The 17963-nt window shown below is 45.8% G+C and carries 19 protein-coding genes, 1 pseudogene and 1 riboswitch; of the genes and pseudogenes, 2 read left to right on the top strand and 18 right to left on the bottom strand.

Features of this window, described 5'->3' with window-relative positions; all coding sequences use genetic code 11:
- Positions 1-4: 4 nt before the first annotated feature.
- From rnmV to P364_RS0129980, 4 genes are all read right to left on the bottom strand, one after another.
- Complete coding sequence (gene rnmV / locus P364_RS0129995) at positions 5-550, bottom strand: ribonuclease M5 (protein ID WP_024633704.1); 546 nt, start codon at positions 548-550, stop codon at positions 5-7.
- A 155-nt stretch (positions 551-705) separates the two neighbouring features.
- A complete protein-coding gene (locus tag P364_RS0129990; protein WP_024633703.1) occupies positions 706-1890 on the bottom strand; it encodes a 3D domain-containing protein in 1185 nt (394 codons plus the stop codon).
- Between the two features lie 273 nt (positions 1891-2163).
- Positions 2164-2417: riboswitch (cyclic di-AMP (ydaO/yuaA leader) on the bottom strand.
- A 241-nt stretch (positions 2418-2658) separates the two neighbouring features.
- On the bottom strand, positions 2659-3429 hold the full coding sequence (locus tag P364_RS0129985) for a TatD family hydrolase (RefSeq protein ID WP_024633702.1): 771 nt from the start codon (positions 3427-3429) through the stop codon (positions 2659-2661).
- A gap of 329 nt (positions 3430-3758) precedes the next feature.
- The gene (locus tag P364_RS0129980; protein WP_024633701.1) at positions 3759-5039 is read right to left on the bottom strand and encodes an HD domain-containing protein; all 1281 of its coding nucleotides are present in this window, start codon (positions 5037-5039) and stop codon (positions 3759-3761) included.
- A gap of 318 nt (positions 5040-5357) precedes the next feature.
- Here P364_RS0129980 and P364_RS0129975 point away from each other — a divergent pair, with 318 nt between their 5' ends.
- On the top strand, positions 5358-5612 hold the full coding sequence (locus P364_RS0129975; protein ID WP_024633700.1) for an AbrB/MazE/SpoVT family DNA-binding domain-containing protein: 255 nt from the start codon (positions 5358-5360) through the stop codon (positions 5610-5612).
- A gap of 287 nt (positions 5613-5899) precedes the next feature.
- Here P364_RS0129975 and rsmI read toward each other — a convergent pair whose 3' ends face one another.
- The 12 genes from rsmI to P364_RS0129915 form a co-directional block, all read right to left on the bottom strand.
- Entirely contained in the window at positions 5900-6781 is an 882-nt protein-coding gene (gene rsmI / locus P364_RS0129970; RefSeq protein ID WP_024633699.1) for a 16S rRNA (cytidine(1402)-2'-O)-methyltransferase, read from the bottom strand.
- Entirely contained in the window at positions 6782-7561 is a 780-nt protein-coding gene (locus P364_RS0129965; protein WP_024633698.1) for a tRNA1(Val) (adenine(37)-N6)-methyltransferase, read from the bottom strand. It abuts the gene before it with no gap.
- A gap of 85 nt (positions 7562-7646) precedes the next feature.
- A complete protein-coding gene (gene yabA, locus P364_RS0129960) occupies positions 7647-8015 on the bottom strand; it encodes a DNA replication initiation control protein YabA (RefSeq protein ID WP_024633697.1) in 369 nt (122 codons plus the stop codon).
- 28 nt (positions 8016-8043) lie between these two features.
- Positions 8044-8844: a PSP1 domain-containing protein gene (locus P364_RS0129955; RefSeq protein ID WP_024633696.1), complete on the bottom strand. Its 801-nt coding sequence runs from the start codon at positions 8842-8844 to the stop codon at positions 8044-8046.
- A gap of 117 nt (positions 8845-8961) precedes the next feature.
- Entirely contained in the window at positions 8962-9933 is a 972-nt protein-coding gene (gene holB, locus P364_RS0129950) for a DNA polymerase III subunit delta' (protein ID WP_024633695.1), read from the bottom strand.
- A gap of 9 nt (positions 9934-9942) precedes the next feature.
- Positions 9943-10386, bottom strand: coding sequence for a YaaR family protein (locus P364_RS0129945; RefSeq protein ID WP_024633694.1), 444 nt, complete (start codon positions 10384-10386; stop codon positions 9943-9945).
- 264 nt (positions 10387-10650) lie between these two features.
- Complete coding sequence (locus tag P364_RS0129940; RefSeq protein WP_017691391.1) at positions 10651-10980, bottom strand: cyclic-di-AMP receptor; 330 nt, start codon at positions 10978-10980, stop codon at positions 10651-10653.
- 60 nt (positions 10981-11040) lie between these two features.
- Entirely contained in the window at positions 11041-11688 is a 648-nt protein-coding gene (gene tmk / locus P364_RS0129935) for a dTMP kinase (protein WP_024633693.1), read from the bottom strand.
- 225 nt (positions 11689-11913) lie between these two features.
- Positions 11914-12606 carry an LrgB family protein gene (locus P364_RS0129930; RefSeq protein WP_024633692.1) on the bottom strand — a complete coding sequence of 231 codons (693 nt, stop codon included), beginning with the start codon at positions 12604-12606 and terminating at the stop codon, positions 11914-11916.
- On the bottom strand, positions 12576-12953 hold the full coding sequence (locus tag P364_RS0129925; RefSeq protein ID WP_268870915.1) for a CidA/LrgA family protein: 378 nt from the start codon (positions 12951-12953) through the stop codon (positions 12576-12578). The genes P364_RS0129930 and P364_RS0129925 overlap by 31 nt, the downstream gene beginning before the upstream one ends.
- A 103-nt stretch (positions 12954-13056) precedes the next feature.
- The gene (locus tag P364_RS0129920; RefSeq protein WP_024633690.1) at positions 13057-14868 is read right to left on the bottom strand and encodes an aminotransferase class I/II-fold pyridoxal phosphate-dependent enzyme; all 1812 of its coding nucleotides are present in this window, start codon (positions 14866-14868) and stop codon (positions 13057-13059) included.
- Between the two features lie 341 nt (positions 14869-15209).
- On the bottom strand, positions 15210-15395 hold the full coding sequence (locus tag P364_RS0129915; RefSeq protein WP_024633689.1) for a sigma factor G inhibitor Gin: 186 nt from the start codon (positions 15393-15395) through the stop codon (positions 15210-15212).
- Between the two features lie 592 nt (positions 15396-15987).
- Here P364_RS0129915 and P364_RS0129905 point away from each other — a divergent pair.
- Positions 15988-16512, top strand: a complete 525-nt coding sequence (locus P364_RS0129905) for a hypothetical protein (protein WP_024633687.1) — start codon at positions 15988-15990, stop codon at positions 16510-16512.
- Positions 16513-16813: 301 nt separating this feature from the next.
- Here the strand turns inward: P364_RS0129905 and P364_RS38820 are convergent.
- Together P364_RS38820 and P364_RS0129895 are read right to left on the bottom strand one after the other, a co-directional pair.
- Positions 16814-16903 (bottom strand): annotated as a pseudogene (locus tag P364_RS38820) (dTMP kinase); the annotation flags it as partial.
- Between the two features lie 359 nt (positions 16904-17262).
- A complete protein-coding gene (locus tag P364_RS0129895) occupies positions 17263-17700 on the bottom strand; it encodes a hypothetical protein (protein ID WP_024633686.1) in 438 nt (145 codons plus the stop codon).
- Between the last annotated feature and the right edge of the window lie 263 nt (positions 17701-17963).

Raw genomic sequence — 17963 nt, 5'->3', positions numbered from 1 at the left:
ACGCTCACAATCCTTCACGTTCAATTTGCGATAATGCTTCGGAGAACTCTTCCCGGGTAATCTGGAATACACTTAACCGCTTGTGGAACTGCTTGCCGTTGCAATAACCAATGCCCAGCAAATTGCCCATCTCCATGCGACGTGCAGCAGCCTGTGGGTGCACAATCAGTCCCGCCGCAATCAGATCCTCCCAATCGATCAGACTTGGTGCGCCTTCATATGACGTATGCACACGAGCCAGTGCATGACGAATCGCCTCCGGTGAGGCGTTCTCCACTCCGATGTCGCCTTTACGCGTAGCATCCGCCTCCGGAATGAAGGCATGCTTGCAACCAGGTACTTTATTGGCAATGATTTTACGAATACGTTCACCCGCGTGATCCGGGTCTGTCAGTACGATGACACCACGTCTCTCTTGAGCAAGTGCAATCCGCTTTAGAATGCGCTGGTTGATGGCCGATCCACCGGTCTCAATTGTATCTGCCTGAACCGCACGGCGAATGGCTACGGTGTCATCACGGCCTTCCACCACGATCACTTCTTTTATCATGTTCCATTTCTTCCTTTCTAACGCAAAAAGAAGAGGAATATCCTCTTCTCTGCCAAACGGCGGGGGAGACTGAATTCAGACCCCTCCGCCGCATATTCCGCATGAATCATTCATGCTTATATTTTATAGCATTCCCATTTCAAAGTAAAACGATTTTAGTTTGCTTCCGGCTTCACCGGACCAATCACATATACCGTCTTGCCTTTCTTCCGTCCGAAGTTCAGGGCATGCTTCACACTATCATAATACACATCAATTTTGTTGCCTTTAATGGCACCACCGGTGTCTTCCGCACGACGGAAGCCAAGGCCCTCGATATACACCCACCAGCCAATCGGAATGATTTTGGGATCAACCGCAATGGTACGTCCCTCGGTTACCCGAGTGCCTGATGCTGTTTTTGTGCCGATACCGGGCTCTTCAGAAGAGTATGCCGTCATGGATACATTTTTCAATACTTTTGAATATTTAAAAGAATTGCCTGAGACGGTAATTACTTTGCTACCCGAGGCAGCCGTTTTCTTCGAGTTCGTGGTTGTTGCTGTTTTGGTTGTGGAAGTCTGCGCCGATACCGTCTGAATCACTGGCTCTTTCACAACAGGTTTTGCTTTGGTGCCAACGGCGATAACTTTATCAACGCGATTCGTTGCGATCGATTTACCCACCATTTTTTTGGAGACCAATTCTCCATCCTGGAACACTTTTTCAATATGCTTTACAAGTGTGCCTTCTTTACCGCTCACAACGACACGATTGTCGCCTTTGTATAAGCTAGGGTCGGCTGTTTTGATCACTTTATAAGCGATCGGCTGTTCCACTTCCACCGTACGCTTGGTTACACGCACTACACGAATTTTCATATCCGCTTCAACAGTGGTTCCCAGCGCAGGATACACTTTGTCTTCACTTGCAATCTGAATACCTGATTTTTTAATCGCATCTTTTACCGATGAATCGGTTGTATACAGAGTCTTGGTGTCTCCGTCTGCCGTAATCTTAACTGGAACTGCCCGCTCAATAACGATGCGGTCTCCATCTGTGATCGCCCCGTTCAAGGGCATGGATACCTGATCGTGAGGGCTGACTGTGATTGACTGCTCCTCCAGCATTTCCTGAAGCATTCCTGTACGAGTCTCTACCGCTTGAGCTTTGCCATCAATAACCAGTGAAATTTGTTTCCCGGCCTGACCGTAAACGACTAACAAGATCATGATTGTAAGCGCAATTGAGAAAATCGCGATCAATGCCATTTGACGCAAGTTCTCATGCTTCCACCGCAACGCGAAAGACTTACTGGATGATCGTGACTCATGGGTCTCTTCTGGTTGGAATGTGCCCACTTCTCCGTCCTCCTTCATAGCCTCGCCGTCTAAAGTAATGCATGATGTCTTTGACGCGACTATACCAAATTTTCTACAGAACACAGATCGGACCAACATAATCCGGTTCTGCACCATGAATCACTCTTCGCAACATGATGTCATCCTCCTGAATACTTACCGTATGATGACAGTATTTCTTTTATTCAAAAACAAAAAAGCCAAAGAAAGAGTTTAAGAGGAACTCTTTCGTGGCTTCCGAATGATTCTGAATATCGGAAATTCATGCACGAGGTTGCCTCTCTTTTTCCGCTTGCGAGGTTAGCTGTCGGGTTCGGGCGAAAGAGAGCCGCCCTATCTCCGGTCACCCGCTCATGGCGGACGCCCTTGAATTCACCCCGAGACCCAAAGAAGAAATCAAATACGGCTTCGCAGATTTATACGCTGCTTTTGGGTCAGCGCATATTGCGCATCGGCTACAATCACCGATGTTTAAGCCCTATTGGTTCCCCCGCTCTCCGTTAACGGAGACTCAGCGAGACTGATTCATGAAAGTAATGTTGTTTCATCGGAAAGTGTCCCTTTGTTCATCCCCCGAACATCTGTCCAATTTTCCGCACAACAATTCACTGAAAAGATGATATCCTGTTTCTATGCATGTTGTAAAGCGTTGTTCAAGTACGTTTTTCTAAATATTTGGTTAAAATATTGTAATATTCTTGATTTATTTGGATCAAAAAGCAAATTAACTCCGTCTAACTCACTTTTTCACCCGTTTTGCTCGATATTTTAACGAATCCCAAATCGTTCCATGGCATTTCTGGTCGTTATTGCTGCAATTTCCTCTACCGAAATGCCTTTAATTTCCGCAGCTGCTTCTGCAACCAGACGTACATGCGCTGTCTCATTACGTTTTCCACGATAAGGGTGAGGTGTCAAATAAGGAGCATCGGTTTCGATGAAAAATCGGTCCATAGGAACCTTCTCAAGTACCTCTTTCGGCTGCTTCGCATTTTTGAACGTGATTGGCCCTCCGAAGGAAAGATGGAAGCCCAAATCTAGGCACATTTTTGCCGTTTCCCAGCTGCCAGAGAACGAATGCATGACACCGCCTACTTCTCCAGCCTTTTCTTCACGCAGAATCTTTACAATATCCTCATGCGCATCCCGGTTGTGAATGACAATCGGCATATTCAACTCACGGGCCAGTCCAATCTGTTGTCGTAATATGCGATGTTGAACCTCTTTTGGCGAAGTGTCCCAATAATAGTCCAGACCAATTTCACCAATGGCTACCACTTTTTCATGCTTGCATAAAGATGCAATCCATTCCAGATCACCCTCCTGCATCGTGATCGCATCTACAGGGTGCCAACCTACTGCCGCATATATAAAATCATAGGTTTCAGCCAGCTTCATCGTGGTTGGAATGGTCTCCCGGTTAAAGCCTACGTTAATCATGCGGCCAACGCCTGCATCCACAGCACGCTGAATCATTTCCTCGCGGTCCTCGTCGAATTGTGGAGCATCCAGGTGGGTATGTGTGTCGAACAACATCATTTTGTATTTCTCCCTTCGTGTCGAATCAACGACAATCTCTTCTTTATCCACTCTGCAGATCTTAACCAGAAATAAATATTACTAATTAGATCGTGCTTTTATCTATATTTCATTTCATTCGTTCATTGAGCACAACATGTAGAGTGAAAGAGTTCTTTCATATCTATATGTTGCTTAATTTTAGCTGACTGAGTTGTATTCTAATTGCTCTGATTACAAAATTATGTCGATCTACATGTACTCTCCATTAAAGCAGATTACTGTATCATGAAAATAGCTCTTTTAGAAAGCCTTTTGCATCATGACTCATCAACAGCATTGCACACCATTTAATGTGAGAAATAGGGGCGTATATGGGACGGTAATTCATGAACAATCGCATCCACCTTATTTTGCGGATAATACAAGTGATGTTTTCCCCGATGAAGACCACTGATTGAACGGACGATGTCGGATACCTCTGACAACTCATGTAACTTGTCTTGCCGATCAAGCAGCAGAATTTGCTTGTCCGTCGATTCATCCGGACGAAACACATCATACGGATTATCCGATGGAAAATCAATTTCCAGATCATACTCGGGATTGAGACCTGCTACAGTGAAGGCTTCCCGAATCTCTTCAATCATGTTTACGTCGATCTGTTCAATCTCTACATACTTATATAATTTGCGATCTATAAAACGTTCGCATAACTCACTTAGAACAGCATCGTCCTCTTTGCGCCACTGCATAAATGCCGTCTGAATCAAAGCTTCGTCCAGTTGTAAATATTCGTCCACCGATAGATCTCCCTCGAATAACTGGGGCAGTGGATCGATCATGAAGCGGAATTGGAAACCTTGCTGTATGAGACTTTTCGCCCGCTTAAATATTTGCCGCAGTATAATTTCCGAACTTCGGGTAACCGGATGAAAGTAAATTTGCCAGTACATCTGGTACCTGGACATCAAGTAATCCTCCACGGCATGCATGCCCGACTCCTTAACCACGATTCGTCCGTGATATGGACGCAGCATACGCAGGATACGGTCAAGGTCGATCGTCCCATAATTTACACCTGTGAAGTAGGCATCCCGCAGCAAATAATCCATGCGGTCCGCATCCAGTGGACTGGTGACCAAATTAACAACAATGGGCTTTTCATACGTTTTTTGAATAACTGAAGCCACTTTCTCGGGGAAATCGGGAGCATACCGTCTTAAGATCGCCCCTACTTCGGTATCACCTGTAATGATCCGACAAGTCCAATCCTCATGATTCATATCGAAAGCTTCTTCTATAGAGTGAGAGAATGGCCCATGTCCAAGATCATGGAGCAATGCTGCGCAAAGGGCTACCGTTTTTTCCTCCTTTGGCCAATCTGAATAGTGACTTCTTTCGAACTGGGAAATAATCTTACGCGTAATTTCGTAGACACCCAGGGAATGTGAGAAGCGACTGTGCTCTGCACCGTGGAAAGTAAGAAATGATGTTCCTAATTGACGGATTCGGCGTAAACGTTGAAACTCGGGCGTGTTGATCAACTGCCATATAATCGGATCTTGCACATGGATATAATTATGTACCGGATCTTTAAACACCTTTTCTTCCGTTAAACGCTGTTCCATGTCTATTCACTCCTTTAAATATCGTTTGTAGTTGTCGCTTTTAAGTATAATACTACCAAGGATTCGACATGCTTTGACGAATCTTGTCGAATAAGGTAATTTTGTCGTTTTCCAAATCGACAAAGCTGTCATGGATGTTTAAATACGAAAAATAGCTTCCAATCCCTTACCACTCGTAATCTTATCAAAAACAGCCTTTATTTTAAGCTAATTTTAAGGTTGACTGTTTTGGGAATCGTTGGTATGATGAGTATCATAAAACATAAAATAATGTCGAATAATGACAATGATCGTTAGCTGAGAGGAGCACTGATTATAATGATGAAATCAACAGGTATTGTAAGAAAAGTGGATGAACTGGGACGGGTAGTTATTCCAATCGAATTGCGCCGTACGCTCGGTATTGGTGAAAAAGATGCTCTTGAGATCTATGTTGACGGCGAGCGTATCATGTTGAAAAAATACGAGCCAGCTTGTATCTTCTGTGGCAATGCAGAAAACGTTACTTATTTCAAAGGTAAAATTGTTTGTAACGAATGTATTTCCGAAATCCCTGCACCTGTGACAAAATAAGAAATATCAGGTATACTGGTCTTATTAAATTGTTATTTCTAACCTTTTTATATTCCTTGATCGCCTTCCCGGTGTGAACCCCACCGCTGGAAGGTATTTTTTTGCTTTATTATGGTTTTCATTACCCAATAGATTAAGCTACGAGTCTGTTTAGCTTCAAAAAGAAGAGCGGTGACGTTTGAAATAAATTTTCTCCGCTCTGCTTATTTTCATAATCCGTTAAGGTTGGGTCTAAGGTTCCTTTAAGTTTATGTTCCCTATTCCAGTAGATATTTGTTGATCCGTTATTAGATTAAAGCATTATACACATCTCGTTTTGTCAAACCACGATCCGTTGCCGTTTTCTTCATCGCATCTTTCCGACTAAGTCCTTCATTCTCATAATGACTTACATGATCCTCCAAAGACAGCAGTTGCCACCAGGCTTCCCGCTCGGCCTTACGCTCCTCTTCCCTGATGCCTTCTACAAGCAAACAATATTCCCCAAGTGGTGGATGTTCCTCAAGCCAGTCAATGCACTCTTGGATACTGCCTCTTGCGAACTCCTCATGACGTTTCGTCAGCTCACGTGCCAGTACAATCGACCGATCACCCAGAATCTCTTCGAGATAGGCCAAAGTTTTGCGAATACGGTGAGGGGATTCATAAAATAGTAAAGTACCGTTGGACTCATTAAAAGCTTCCATCACTTTTCGCATGTCTTTTTTCTCCCGCGGCAAAAAACCGCCGAATGTGAAACGCTCCGTCGGTAAACCGGATACGATTAGAGCTGATAACGCTGCATTGGCTCCAGGAATGGGAATGACCGTAATTCCGGCTTCAAGTGCAAGTTTTACAAGATCGGATCCAGGGTCCGAAATGGCCGGCAGACCGGCATCACTGACGAGCGCCAAATTTTTTCCTTCTATTATATAGCGTATTAGTTCAGGCCCACTGGCTCCCTTATTATGCTCATGGTAACTGAACAACATCGATGGTGTAATTTCAAAATGGGTGAGCAGCTTTCGGGTCTGTCGTGTGTCTTCTGCTGCAATGATGTCACAGCTCTGCAATGTTTTGATTGCTCGAAATGTCATATCGTCCAGATTACCAATCGGTGTTCCTATCAGATATAATTTTCCGGCATCACCCGACTGCTCCGCGTAGCTCTTCTGAATATGCAATGTCATCTATAACCCTCCTTCCGTTGTATGTTGTACATGCTGTGCCCCGTAATATATGTCCATAATTTCTTCGCAGTATTTCCCCTCTTCATTGTAGACAATCAGCGGTGGAAGCATGCGTACCTCCGGTTTTCCATCCTTGAGTGCTTCAATCAACACCATATTGGCTTCCAAATGAGCACGGGGATGTACCATCCGAATTCGCTTCGGTTCAAGTTTGTACTCACGCATCAGAGAGATGATCTCGCCTAAACGCTGCGGGCGATGAACCATGGATACTTTACCGCCATTACGAACCAGCCGATTACAAGCCTGAATGACTTCCTCCAGCGTACACCCGATTTCATGGCGTGCCATTGCCTGATGGTTGTTCATCTTGAGATCACTTCCATTCAGCGGCATATACGGAGGATTAACTGTTATGGCATCGTATACCGCATGGCCCGTTTCTTTCACAAGTTCACGCAGATCACCTTCATGAATCGTAATCGATTCCTCCAATGCATTCAGCTGTACGCTCCGGCGTGCCATATCCGCTAATCGTGGCTGAATTTCAATGCCCTCCAGACTCGCCTGCGTTCGTGTGGTCAACAGGATGGGAACAACCCCATTACCTGTACACAAATCAAGCACACGACCACGCTTGGGTACTGAAGCAAATCGGGCCAATAATACCGCATCCATTGAGAAACTAAACACTTCATCACTTTGAATAATCTTCAAATCATGAGAGAGCAGATCGTCGATTCGCTCCGAATCTTGCAATTTTACTGATTTTTCTGTCATATGATACACTCATCCTCCGGTACTCTATATCTCAGACAAGGTTCTTAACCTTGAAAAAAAACCGTAGGGGATCCCTACGGCCACTTCATTTATTCAAAAAAGACAGGCAGAACAGACAATCGCCTTCCGTCCGCAAATGTCCATAATAGACATTGCAGATATGGAATCCTTCGTGATACAACCGAGCCAGATTATCATACCCTTCACCTACAACATCTTCACCAGTAGCCGGACCTGCAGGCCTTGCTACCGGAGCTAGCGCCGATGCGATGGGCAAATCTGCCGGTGCCTCACGCTTCAGCAGTTTGCGTAACTGCTCATTCTCGATGGTAAGCCGCTGATTATCCTCAAGCAGCTCTTTAACAATCATTTTTAACTCTCCTAAATCACTGTGCAACTGACCCAATTGGGTTTCCATTTCATGAATGTGCGTAAACAGATTTTTCTTTTCCAAGTTTCCACCCCGAAGCAACCTTTATGGTTTACTTGATAACGACGTCATCCAGCGGAAGTTCTTTGACTTTACTGATGTCGAACAGTTGAACATGGACTGTGCGATTACCGGCATTGATGCCGACAACTTTTCCTTCACCCAAAGAGGTGACGACCAACTTGCCTACAGCCGGCAATTCTTCTCTCACACTTTCATAGTTATCATGCTCAAATTTCAGACAACACATGAGTCTTCCGCACAACCCGGAAATTTTCGTCGGATTCAGTGACAGGCTCTGATCTTTAGCCATCTTGATTGATACCGGCTCAAAGTCTCCCAGCCAGGAAGAACAACATAATACTCGGCCGCAAGGTCCAATCCCTCCAAGCATCTTTGCTTCATCACGTACACCGATCTGTCTCAGTTCGATCCGTGTCCGGAAAATGCTTGCCAGATCCTTGACCAGCTCCCGGAAATCCACTCTTCCTTCAGCTGTAAAATAAAAAATAATTTTATTGCGATCAAACGTAAATTCCACATCGACCAGCTTCATTTTGAGGCCATGGTCTTTGATTTTATTTAAACAAGTACCGAATGCTTCTTTTGCTGCACGCTTGTTCTCATCTACAACACGGGCATCTGTCTCGCCCGCAACCCGGATGACCTTTTTGAGCGGCAACACCACATCAGACTCGCCTACTTCTTTCTTGCCAACGACAACCTTACCGTACTCTACCCCCCGCGCTGTCTCCACGATAACGCAGTTTTCTTTTTCAATGGGAAGGTCCAGGGGATCGAAGTAATAAATTTTGCCCGCTTTTTTGAAACGGACACCCACTACACTGTACAAAAAATTAACCCCCTCGTAAGCCAATCCCACTTCGTCTGAAGCCCTGTCTTCTTAGGGAACCCGCCGAAGTTATAACCGTTTGCATATGATTGGAACAAAATCTGTCCTCTCCCACTCTTATGCCAAACCGATCAAAAATTGCTCCAGACAAAGCTGGCCATTGACATTGAAACGCAATTTTTTTCTGCATGCTGCGGCCATATCCATATAGGAAACCCACTGCTCGGTGCTGCGGGTATGAGCCAACTGAGACAGCATGTCCAACTGATCTATAAAAACGATATGTTCATGCCTACCATACTGGACATACAGCATATCCCTGAACCATAAATGGAACAGGCTAAGCATCGTATCCAGGTGTTCTGAGAGTCCGGTTTTAAAAAGCTTCTGCTGTGCAGAGATCAATGATGTACTTCCTCTACCCAGGGACTCCTTCCCTAATTGTAACATTACGTTTCTAATTTCTGCAAACCAATTCTGCTGGAGAATTTCTCTACATGCTTCCAGTCCTGACGCTAAATGGACGGCAGAGCGAGCCAGATTGCCAGGGTGCCCTTCCGCAATCAGTGATTGCAGCATCTCTTCCGGATTCAGTGCACTGAAAGGAACCGATTGAGAGCGTGAACGGATGGTAGGCAGCATTGCCTGTCCGTTATCCGTAATCAATATGCCTACCGCGGGCACTTGAGGTTCCTCCAGAAACTTCAGCAAGCTGTTGGCCGCCTGTACGGTCATCTTCTCGGCTTGTTCAATAATATATACTTTGGGATGCCCTGCCTCTGAACGGTACGAAAAGATACGCTGCAGATCCCGAATTTGATCAATTTTAATGTTATTTCCATCCGGTGCAAGCATAGTTAGATCCGGATGATTTCCATGTTCCACCTTGCGACATTCAAGACACTGTCCGCAGGCATCATCTTCAAGCTCTGTACAGAATATCGCTTTGGCAAATGTTATCGCCGCCTGCAATTGTCCACTGCCGGATGGTCCGCTAAACAAATAGGCATGACTTATGGCATGACGTCTCAAACTACTCTGTAACATCTGCTTGGCTGCCTGTTGACCCATAATTTGTTGAAAGGACATACTTCCTCCTCAGAAGCTTAAATTAATAAGCATTCCCCGAATTTCTCCCACTTGCTGTAATAACGTAATCTTGCCTTCCTCTGTTTCCAAAAGCTCGTCCGCCATAGATAATAAGGCAGAGTCAATCTCATCAATTAGCTTGTAACGCTTCCCTCTTCCCCGACGATCCCATCCTCGCGTCTCTTTCATGGACACACCGCGGCGGACCGTTTCCTCCAGAAATCTTTTTACAAGCTGCTTGTATGCTTTCAATTCACGAATGGTCATGGAACGAGACAGACGGTCACCCTGCATCTGGATCTCACTTAATCGGCGGGTAAGTTCCGCCTGTGATGCCCGTTCACCCTGGTGATTCATCATATCAGAGAAATTTTTGGATTGAACCGGTTTGGAGCCGGAATCGGAAGAACTGAGTCCACTCTGCATCGGTCGGAATCCAGGGTTGATTTTCATGGAAACGCCTGCTTTCTCTCTTAGTAGGCCAATCGCCCATCAGCACAGTGCGCGTTGCGCCTGTGCGTGGAGGAGACCTTATATGTGCTACATCATACTCTATATATAATAGTAGTTAAATATCACCACATGGATCTGTTCGTTGGTTAGTCAGCCTCTGTCCGAAATAAGATCTTTCCCTGATAGAAAAGCTTTCTTCCGGACAGAGAACGCGATTCTTGATATCAAGAAGGACGCTCCATTGGATTTATGCGTAATGCTTCATTAAAAGTGTTCGAATCGATCTACTGGAAGAACAAACACGGTAGCTCCGCCTACTTGAACTTCGACAGGCAGCGGCAGGTAAGAGTCGGTTGTTCCGCTCATCGGAGTGACTGGAGTCACGAGCTGTTCACGAACCTTACAGCTGCTGCGAATGACGTTCATTACGGACTCGACCTGACCATCATCGACACCGATCATAAACGTCGTGTTGCCTGCCTTCAAAAATCCACCGGTACTGGCCAATTTCGTAGCCCGAAAATTTGCTTTGACCAATGCGCTGGATAATCGGTTGCTGTCTTTATCCTGTATAATCGCAACAATCAGTTTCATCCTGCATAACCTCCTTAAGAATAAGCACCTTGTGAAATGCCCTATCTATATATTAGACAATTACTCGCCAAAATCCTTCAAAATCCCTGTCTCAAGCGACAAAATCATTGCTGCCAAAACCTCTTCCGGCTTTTGAGAAGCATCGATGACCTTGATCCTGTCAGGAAATTGCTCCTTCAATAGAAAATAGCCTTCACGCACTTTGCGGTGGAACTCCAGACTTTCGAGATCCAGACGATTAACCTCACGTCCATCATGAGCATCAATACGGGCGAGACCTGCTTCCGGCTCAATATCCAGATAGAGTGTGATATCAGGCATCAGCCCACCTATTGCAAACCGATTGATAGCCCATACATTGTCCACGCCTAGACCACGAGCATACCCCTGATAGGCCAAACTGCTGTCGACAAAACGGTCACAGATCACTGTCTTCCCTGCCTTCAATGCAGGCTCCACCTTTTCCGCCAAATGCTGACTGCGTGCAGCTGCATAGAGCAGCGCTTCGGTCCGTGCATCCATTGCCGTATGAAGAGGATTGAGGATGATGGCACGTATTTTCTCCGCAATTTCAATCCCGCCAGGTTCCCGAGTAACTACATATGGTATACCCTGTTCTTCAAAGTAAGAACCTAGCTTGCTGATCATCGTTGTTTTGCCGGACCCTTCTCCCCCTTCCAACGTAATGAATTTACCTCTGCCCTGCATATGCTTCCCTGCTTTCTATATCGATAATTGCTCCTAATTGTGCTGCGATAACTACGGGATCGATCCTCTCTTACTACAGACTATGAATTAGTCTGCCCAGAGGTGTATATTCACGATTACTCCATAGATTGGTTCGAGTATGGTACAAGCTTCTTACTATAATACTATACATGATCCAGCGTTACCGGTCAGCTATTCTCCAATATTTCCGATAAGGCGGCCTGATCAGCCGTATATCATCCACACCCATAGAGGGAGCATGACAGAACCGGCAATAGCACTGACAATCATTGATACCGAACTCAACGCTACTGCATTTTCCCCATATTCAAAGGATCTTGCCATCCCCAGTGCATGGGAAGCAGAACCAAGTCCGATCCCATACGCATTTTTGCTGTTTACTCTAGCCCATCTCATTATCATGGGTCCCAATAATATCCCCGAAAATCCGGCTATCATCACAAATAACGAAGTGAACGATGAATTACCTCCCACCTGATCAGCTAGTTGAATGGCAACGGGGGTCGTAATGGATTTGGGCAATAATGCAATAACAATTTCTTGCGGATAACCCAGCAGCAGAGATATGGCGGCCCCTGTGGACATACCAACGATGCTCCCACCCAAAGTCCCACCCAAAATCGGAAAGATATTCCGTTTCAGTACATCAAGGTGTTTCGCCAAAGGGAATGCCAGGGAAACTACAGCCGGACCCAATAGCTCTTGTATCCATTTGCCACCGAGCATGTACGTTTCAAGCTTTATACCGAAAATGAGCAGGATCAGTACGATGACTGCCGTTGCCGTCAATACGGGCATAAGAATCGGCCACTTCAATTTTCTATATAAATGAGTCGCCGGGACATATATAGCCAAGGTCAGGGCAATCATTCCGATTCCGAGGATGAATGTGAGCATGGGATCGCCTCCTTCTCGCCTTGATGCGTCGATCTCCAAGCCATGAGCCATTCACTGATTTTTGCAGACAACAGACAGGTAACTAACGTACTAACCATCAATCCCAGAACAAGCAGCAGCGTATTGGCTCTAAAAAAATCAAAATGATTGATAATGCCCACTGTGGGAGGGATAAATAATAACTGCAAGTTCGATTGAAGCCAGGATGATCCTTCTTCGCCCCAGCTTATTCTGATCCATCCCAATTGAATGACGATGAATAGAAGTAGCATCCCGACAATACTTCCTGTTAACGGCAGATGTAGTACAGCCTGAACTAGGTTTCCTATCCAATAAAAACCGTACATCAGTATGACTTGCAGGATTATTCCCGTATATTTTTTTAGCGGAATATCCAAGGTTCGTTCCCTTCTTTCTTTATGTCCAGACAACAATGATGTCCTAAATTGGTTATTCCCTAATGATTTTCAATGATTGCAGCGAAGTATCGGATACGCCATGGAACCTTGCTCCTTCATCTCTCAGCATCTTAATACGTGCTGCCATGGACGCGCTTATTCGCTCACCAGCGTACACAAGAGGTATGCCGGGCGGATACGGGATGACCATCTCCGCAGAGCGAAGACCCACACTGTTTTCGATGGAGACCTCTGTCGTATCCTCCTCCATAATCGGCTGCAACGTGAACGGAATGGGCTCCGAAAAAGGAGGTCCTTCTTGAAAATTGTTCCACGTGGAAATATAATTTTCAGCCTCTTTTGTAAAACGCTGAGATTGCTCATCAAAAGCTTGGCTCTGCTCCTGCTCAAGGCTGATTTGCCGCAAAGCCTGCAGCAGATGCTCGGCATCGCGCAGCGACGAGCCCAGACTAAAGAGCAGGACGACGTATCGTTCGTCGCTCATTTCGGGCACGCAGCCGCGCGCTTCCAGCTGCTGCTGCAGCCCATAACCGCTCAGCACCCCTGTGCCGTCATAAATGACGGCCTTGAACGGGTCCTGAGCGGTATACCCCGCGGCTGAAGGCAAAGCCGCCGCGGGCACTTCTTCAGGCCGCCCCGGTGCAGCGGCGGCCTCGGACTTTCCGCCAGCTGGCGGCTCTTGCTGCAGCAGCTGTGCCGGCTGCAGCAACCGAAAGCGCGGCAGCTCCGCGAGGCCGCGCTTAAAGGCATCCACGGCGGCAAGCCCCGCCGTGAAGGCATTCGCGCCCTGCGTATGCAGTAAGCGGCGCGCCAGATCAAGCGAAGCCATCACCGGGTATGATGGGCTCGAGCTTTGTACCATGGCCAGACGCTGACGCAGCAGGGATCGGTTTAACCGTGGTCCCTGAACGTGCAGCATGGCTCCCATGGTGAAAGCAGACAGCATCTTGTGGGTCGACTGCACCACACCGTCTGCTCCGCAGGACAGCGCAGAGGCTGGCAGCTCCGGATGCTGCCCATAATGCGCGCCATGCGCTTCATCCACGAGCAGCGGCATGCCGGCCGCGTGGCAAAACTCAGCAATGGGCGTCAGATCAGCGCCCATGCCGTAATAATTGGGCAACGTCACAAGGACTGACTTTGCCTCAGGATATGCCTGGACAGCAGCCTGCACCGTCTCAAGCGACGGCATCACCGCAAGTCCACTCGCAGGATCCACCCATGGCTCCAGGAATACAGCCCTTGCGCCTGCCAGCATCAACCCGTGGATGACGGACTTATGCACATTGCGCTGTACCAGTACAAGGCTGTTAGGTTCATTACATACGGTCAGCAGCAAAGACAAATTACCAGACGTGCTGCCTCCGACAAGGAAGAAGCTCTCCTCTGCCCCAAAACAATCGGCTGCCAGCTGCTGCGCCTCCAATATTGCTCCTTCTGGATGATGCAAGTCGTCCGTCCCCAAAATTTCCGTCACATCCAGCCGCATCATCTCCAGAAACGCATTCACCGGTACAACAGCTGCTGCAGATCCGTCACTTCCATGCCCGTCCGGAGCTGTCAGCCCGCCAATTTCATTGCCATCCCTTTGTTTCTCAGCTTGTCTGAAGCACTCTTCCCCATCATGTACTGAATGTCCCATACCTCGTTTTCCCTTTGCCTCACCCTCATTCCGGTGATCGTCAACGACTCCTCTATCTGACTGCTGCTGATCCACTTGCTCCAGTAACCTGCGATAGACTTGTCCATTCTTGTGTCCAGGTACATGAAAAGAACGCTGCCCCGAATCACGATACGCAAGCAACGCCTCATATAAAGGTGCGGTATTTGATTTATGCTCCATTGAATAATCATCCTGTACATTCATAAATTTTGATACTGCCGTACCAATGCTCTTTCTATAACAAAAGCGACCTTCCCACTCTTGTTCTTCTCCCACCATCTGCTGCATTCAAAACTTGAAGGTGAATCACTTCTCATCTCATTATATCAGGAATTGTCCAGCACCCGTGCAAATCAGCGTTTTACCATTGGAGCATCCTCATATCCTGTCACACACAGGTACTTATCATGTCCATCTTTCCCCTTCTTCTTTCCCCGATAAAAACAGAAAAAGGCCCCTAGGGCCTCTATGCACATCGATACAAATCAATGTGATGTTTCACGAATATGATTTAACGCGCTTTACGCGTTCTTTTGCACCCAAATCTGCTTCATTTGATGTATAAAATAATTGTACTTGGCATCCTGTGCATCCGTATGAACCATTTCTGCTTCACAAGCGTCACATATAAATTCAGATACAATAAAAATGCCTTCTCTTTTTGTCTGTTCGCAGATAATGCATGTGTGTTCGGCGTGTCCTTCCATCAACCATCCCACCTTGTTTTACGTATTACTATCAGTATTGCACAGTTTCTATTATTTTAAACCTTTTCATAGTGCTTTCTTTCTATAAAATATATATATTCGCCTACCCCTCTATGGGTGTCTGTACCGAAAACAAACATAAGAAAATGCCTTTCGTTCTATACTTCCGTGAGACAGCCTGCATTTGGAAGTCCTTTTCCTTGCCTGATTACGCAGCAACAGCCTCGCAGATCTGCAACTTCTTCTATTATATGAAAACCATTTCTGGACGGCCATTACAAGAAACGTACCCGCACTTCATTGCATTTTCCTCTGTGAATTATCACTCCCCCTGCTGCTCCAAAAACTTATATTCTATAATCTTAAAAAAACTTGGATTTTCAGCCGATATATAATACATCACCAATCGGAACCTGACAGCCAGATCGTTCGACGGTATACTTGTATAAGAACAATCTACTTTCATATCTTGTACATCAATCTGGAGCACACAAGGTTCATATACGCATCTCTGCATCACCTGTCTCCTTATTCATGAAAACGAATACCTTTTGCAAATGAACGTGATCCCAGAAGGAGGATTTGTAATCGTATGATCGCCGAACCGGAGAATAAAGTCACTTTTTATCAATACCGGCTTCTCAAAAAAAAGGCCATTGCCCGCAGCGTGATCTTCAGCTATTTGTGTCTGCCTGTAATTATGCTCCTGTTTAACCTATTGGCATTCTCCTGGACCGGCCTCTTCTTCTTTATCTTGGCAGGCCCGATTACGCTTTGGATTCATTATGTCATTGCCAGAACCATATTACTGTTGGTCCGTACCTCTTATGCACGGCGCTGGCGATGGAACCTCAAAATGCCGTGGTTCGGCTATATTCCAGATCAGCATTTTAGCTACCGCATGTTCGTCCGGGTCCACCTCAATATGAGCTGGATTGGGCTATGTATCATTACCGTCTGCTTAATATGGTCACCCTTGTCCTTTACCCTATCGCTGATTTTCTGGCATCTGTGGCTGCTTGTACCGCGTCTATATGTTGTTCTTGTGCTCTCACGCGAACGCAAGGACGGACTTATCAAACTAAATGAACAAGATGTTTCATACTACCTGCAATAATCGTTCTCGTTCTATCCTTCAACCTATAACTTGCCACATGCAATGTATATTGAACCCGGTAATACATAATCGCTAAAGCTCGTCCATATGTTCTACCCAAATCGACGCAACCACACCTTTGACACTCTTCTATACTTACTGCGTTGTACTTCCTATCCTTAAAGGTTATCCACAGTGGATAACCTTTTTTACGTTCCCTCCTTTTCTCCCTTATCCACAGCATGGGTATAGTTAAAATGGTTATCCCCAAAGCAGTATACTTATCTCCGCTCCATTACACGCTCTGGCTCGTTGAACACCTCTCATCAATACGGGCGAGACCTACTTCCGGTTCAATATCCAGATAGAGTGTGAGATCAGGAATCAGCTCACCTATTGCAAACCGATTGATGCCCTTGAATACATATATGAGGCTCATAACATGCTTTGCTTTCTTTCCGGTGTCTATTCCCCCTCTTCTACTGCTGAGTTACTCTACGGACGACTGAAACCGGCCTAACCGACCTCTACAAGGAAATACTATCGATGCCTCATGTCTTCTATGTGAGTGATATAACCCTGTTTATCTAAAGCTCCTGGTCAAGTCACCACCAAAAGACAACGTCACACGCTCCAAGCCTCGTCCAATATGGTTCATAACATACACAACTACATACAAAAAAAGCTCCCGATCACTAATCGGGAGCCTTTACTATAATACGGACCATTACACCGTTAATTGTTAAACCATTACATCAAAACACAACCCATTCAATCATCATCATCAAGTGATTTTACTGTCGTCTGGGCAGCTTCACTTTTCGGAACCATTACCGTGAAGAACCCATCATGTACAGCTAACTGTACAGTATGCCCTTCTTTAGCAAATACACGTAGGGAACTTGAGTCATTGGATGTACTCTTGGCTTGCTTTTCTGTCCAGCCCCAGCTTTTAATCTCGTCTAGATACACCTCAGGTAAACTAGTGCTCTCACTAATACCAGACAGCGTATATCGAACATAATCCATATCCGAATTGTTTTCAGACTGGTCAGATTTATTCGCCACTTTAGGAACCGGGAAACCCTTCTCGTTTACCGCTCCTTCATAAGAAGTCCATGCAGATCCTGCTTCACCGCATCCTACAAGCACGCCAATCAGACCGAGCAAGAGAAATGAATGAAGAACTAGTCTTCGCCAACTTATCACACACACCCTCCTTTTCACAGCTGCACATTCCAGCTCTGTGGTCAGGTACTTTTAGCATATTTAACATAGTCCTATTATACTGGTTTCGAATGCGTTTTCCGTAACAAAAATGTTACCTTCATTTCAAGACTTTTATATGGCCTCACTTACCCTCATTTGTGAGTCAAATCGTCTGCACTTATCCATTTGGGTCAGCTATCAAAACCAGATATCAACGCATCTTTATCTTAGTTAATTATTCAATCTTCCTTATAAACAAATAA

The sequence above is a fragment of the Paenibacillus sp. MAEPY2 genome, assembly GCF_000499205.1.
Classification (GTDB): domain Bacteria; phylum Bacillota; class Bacilli; order Paenibacillales; family Paenibacillaceae; genus Paenibacillus; species Paenibacillus vandeheii.
This window is presented reverse-complemented; position numbering and strand designations above follow the sequence as displayed.

What these genes read in the sequence shown, in the direction of transcription:
- holB (WP_024633695.1), bottom strand. Translation starts at nt 9,933, where the DNA reads ATGTCCTTTCAACAAATTATGGGTCAACAGGCAGCCAAGCAGATGTTA.
- rnmV (WP_024633704.1), bottom strand. Translation starts at nt 550, where the DNA reads ATGATAAAAGAAGTGATCGTGGTGGAAGGCCGTGATGACACCGTAGCC.
- rsmI (WP_024633699.1), bottom strand. Translation starts at nt 6,781, where the DNA reads ATGACATTGCATATTCAGAAGAGCTACGCGGAGCAGTCGGGTGATGCC.
- P364_RS0129905 (WP_024633687.1), top strand. Translation starts at nt 15,988, where the DNA reads ATGATCGCCGAACCGGAGAATAAAGTCACTTTTTATCAATACCGGCTT.
- P364_RS0129940 (WP_017691391.1), bottom strand. Translation starts at nt 10,980, where the DNA reads ATGAAACTGATTGTTGCGATTATACAGGATAAAGACAGCAACCGATTA.
- P364_RS0129965 (WP_024633698.1), bottom strand. Translation starts at nt 7,561, where the DNA reads ATGACAGAAAAATCAGTAAAATTGCAAGATTCGGAGCGAATCGACGAT.
- P364_RS0129975 (WP_024633700.1), top strand. Translation starts at nt 5,358, where the DNA reads ATGATGAAATCAACAGGTATTGTAAGAAAAGTGGATGAACTGGGACGG.
- P364_RS0129925 (WP_268870915.1), bottom strand. Translation starts at nt 12,953, where the DNA reads ATGTACGGTTTTTATTGGATAGGAAACCTAGTTCAGGCTGTACTACAT.
- P364_RS0129920 (WP_024633690.1), bottom strand. Translation starts at nt 14,868, where the DNA reads ATGGAGCATAAATCAAATACCGCACCTTTATATGAGGCGTTGCTTGCG.
- P364_RS0129985 (WP_024633702.1), bottom strand. Translation starts at nt 3,429, where the DNA reads ATGATGTTGTTCGACACACATACCCACCTGGATGCTCCACAATTCGAC.
- P364_RS0129980 (WP_024633701.1), bottom strand. Translation starts at nt 5,039, where the DNA reads ATGGAACAGCGTTTAACGGAAGAAAAGGTGTTTAAAGATCCGGTACAT.
- P364_RS0129945 (WP_024633694.1), bottom strand. Translation starts at nt 10,386, where the DNA reads ATGAAAATCAACCCTGGATTCCGACCGATGCAGAGTGGACTCAGTTCT.
- P364_RS0129930 (WP_024633692.1), bottom strand. Translation starts at nt 12,606, where the DNA reads ATGCTCACATTCATCCTCGGAATCGGAATGATTGCCCTGACCTTGGCT.
- P364_RS0129915 (WP_024633689.1), bottom strand. Translation starts at nt 15,395, where the DNA reads ATGGAAGGACACGCCGAACACACATGCATTATCTGCGAACAGACAAAA.
- tmk (WP_024633693.1), bottom strand. Translation starts at nt 11,688, where the DNA reads ATGCAGGGCAGAGGTAAATTCATTACGTTGGAAGGGGGAGAAGGGTCC.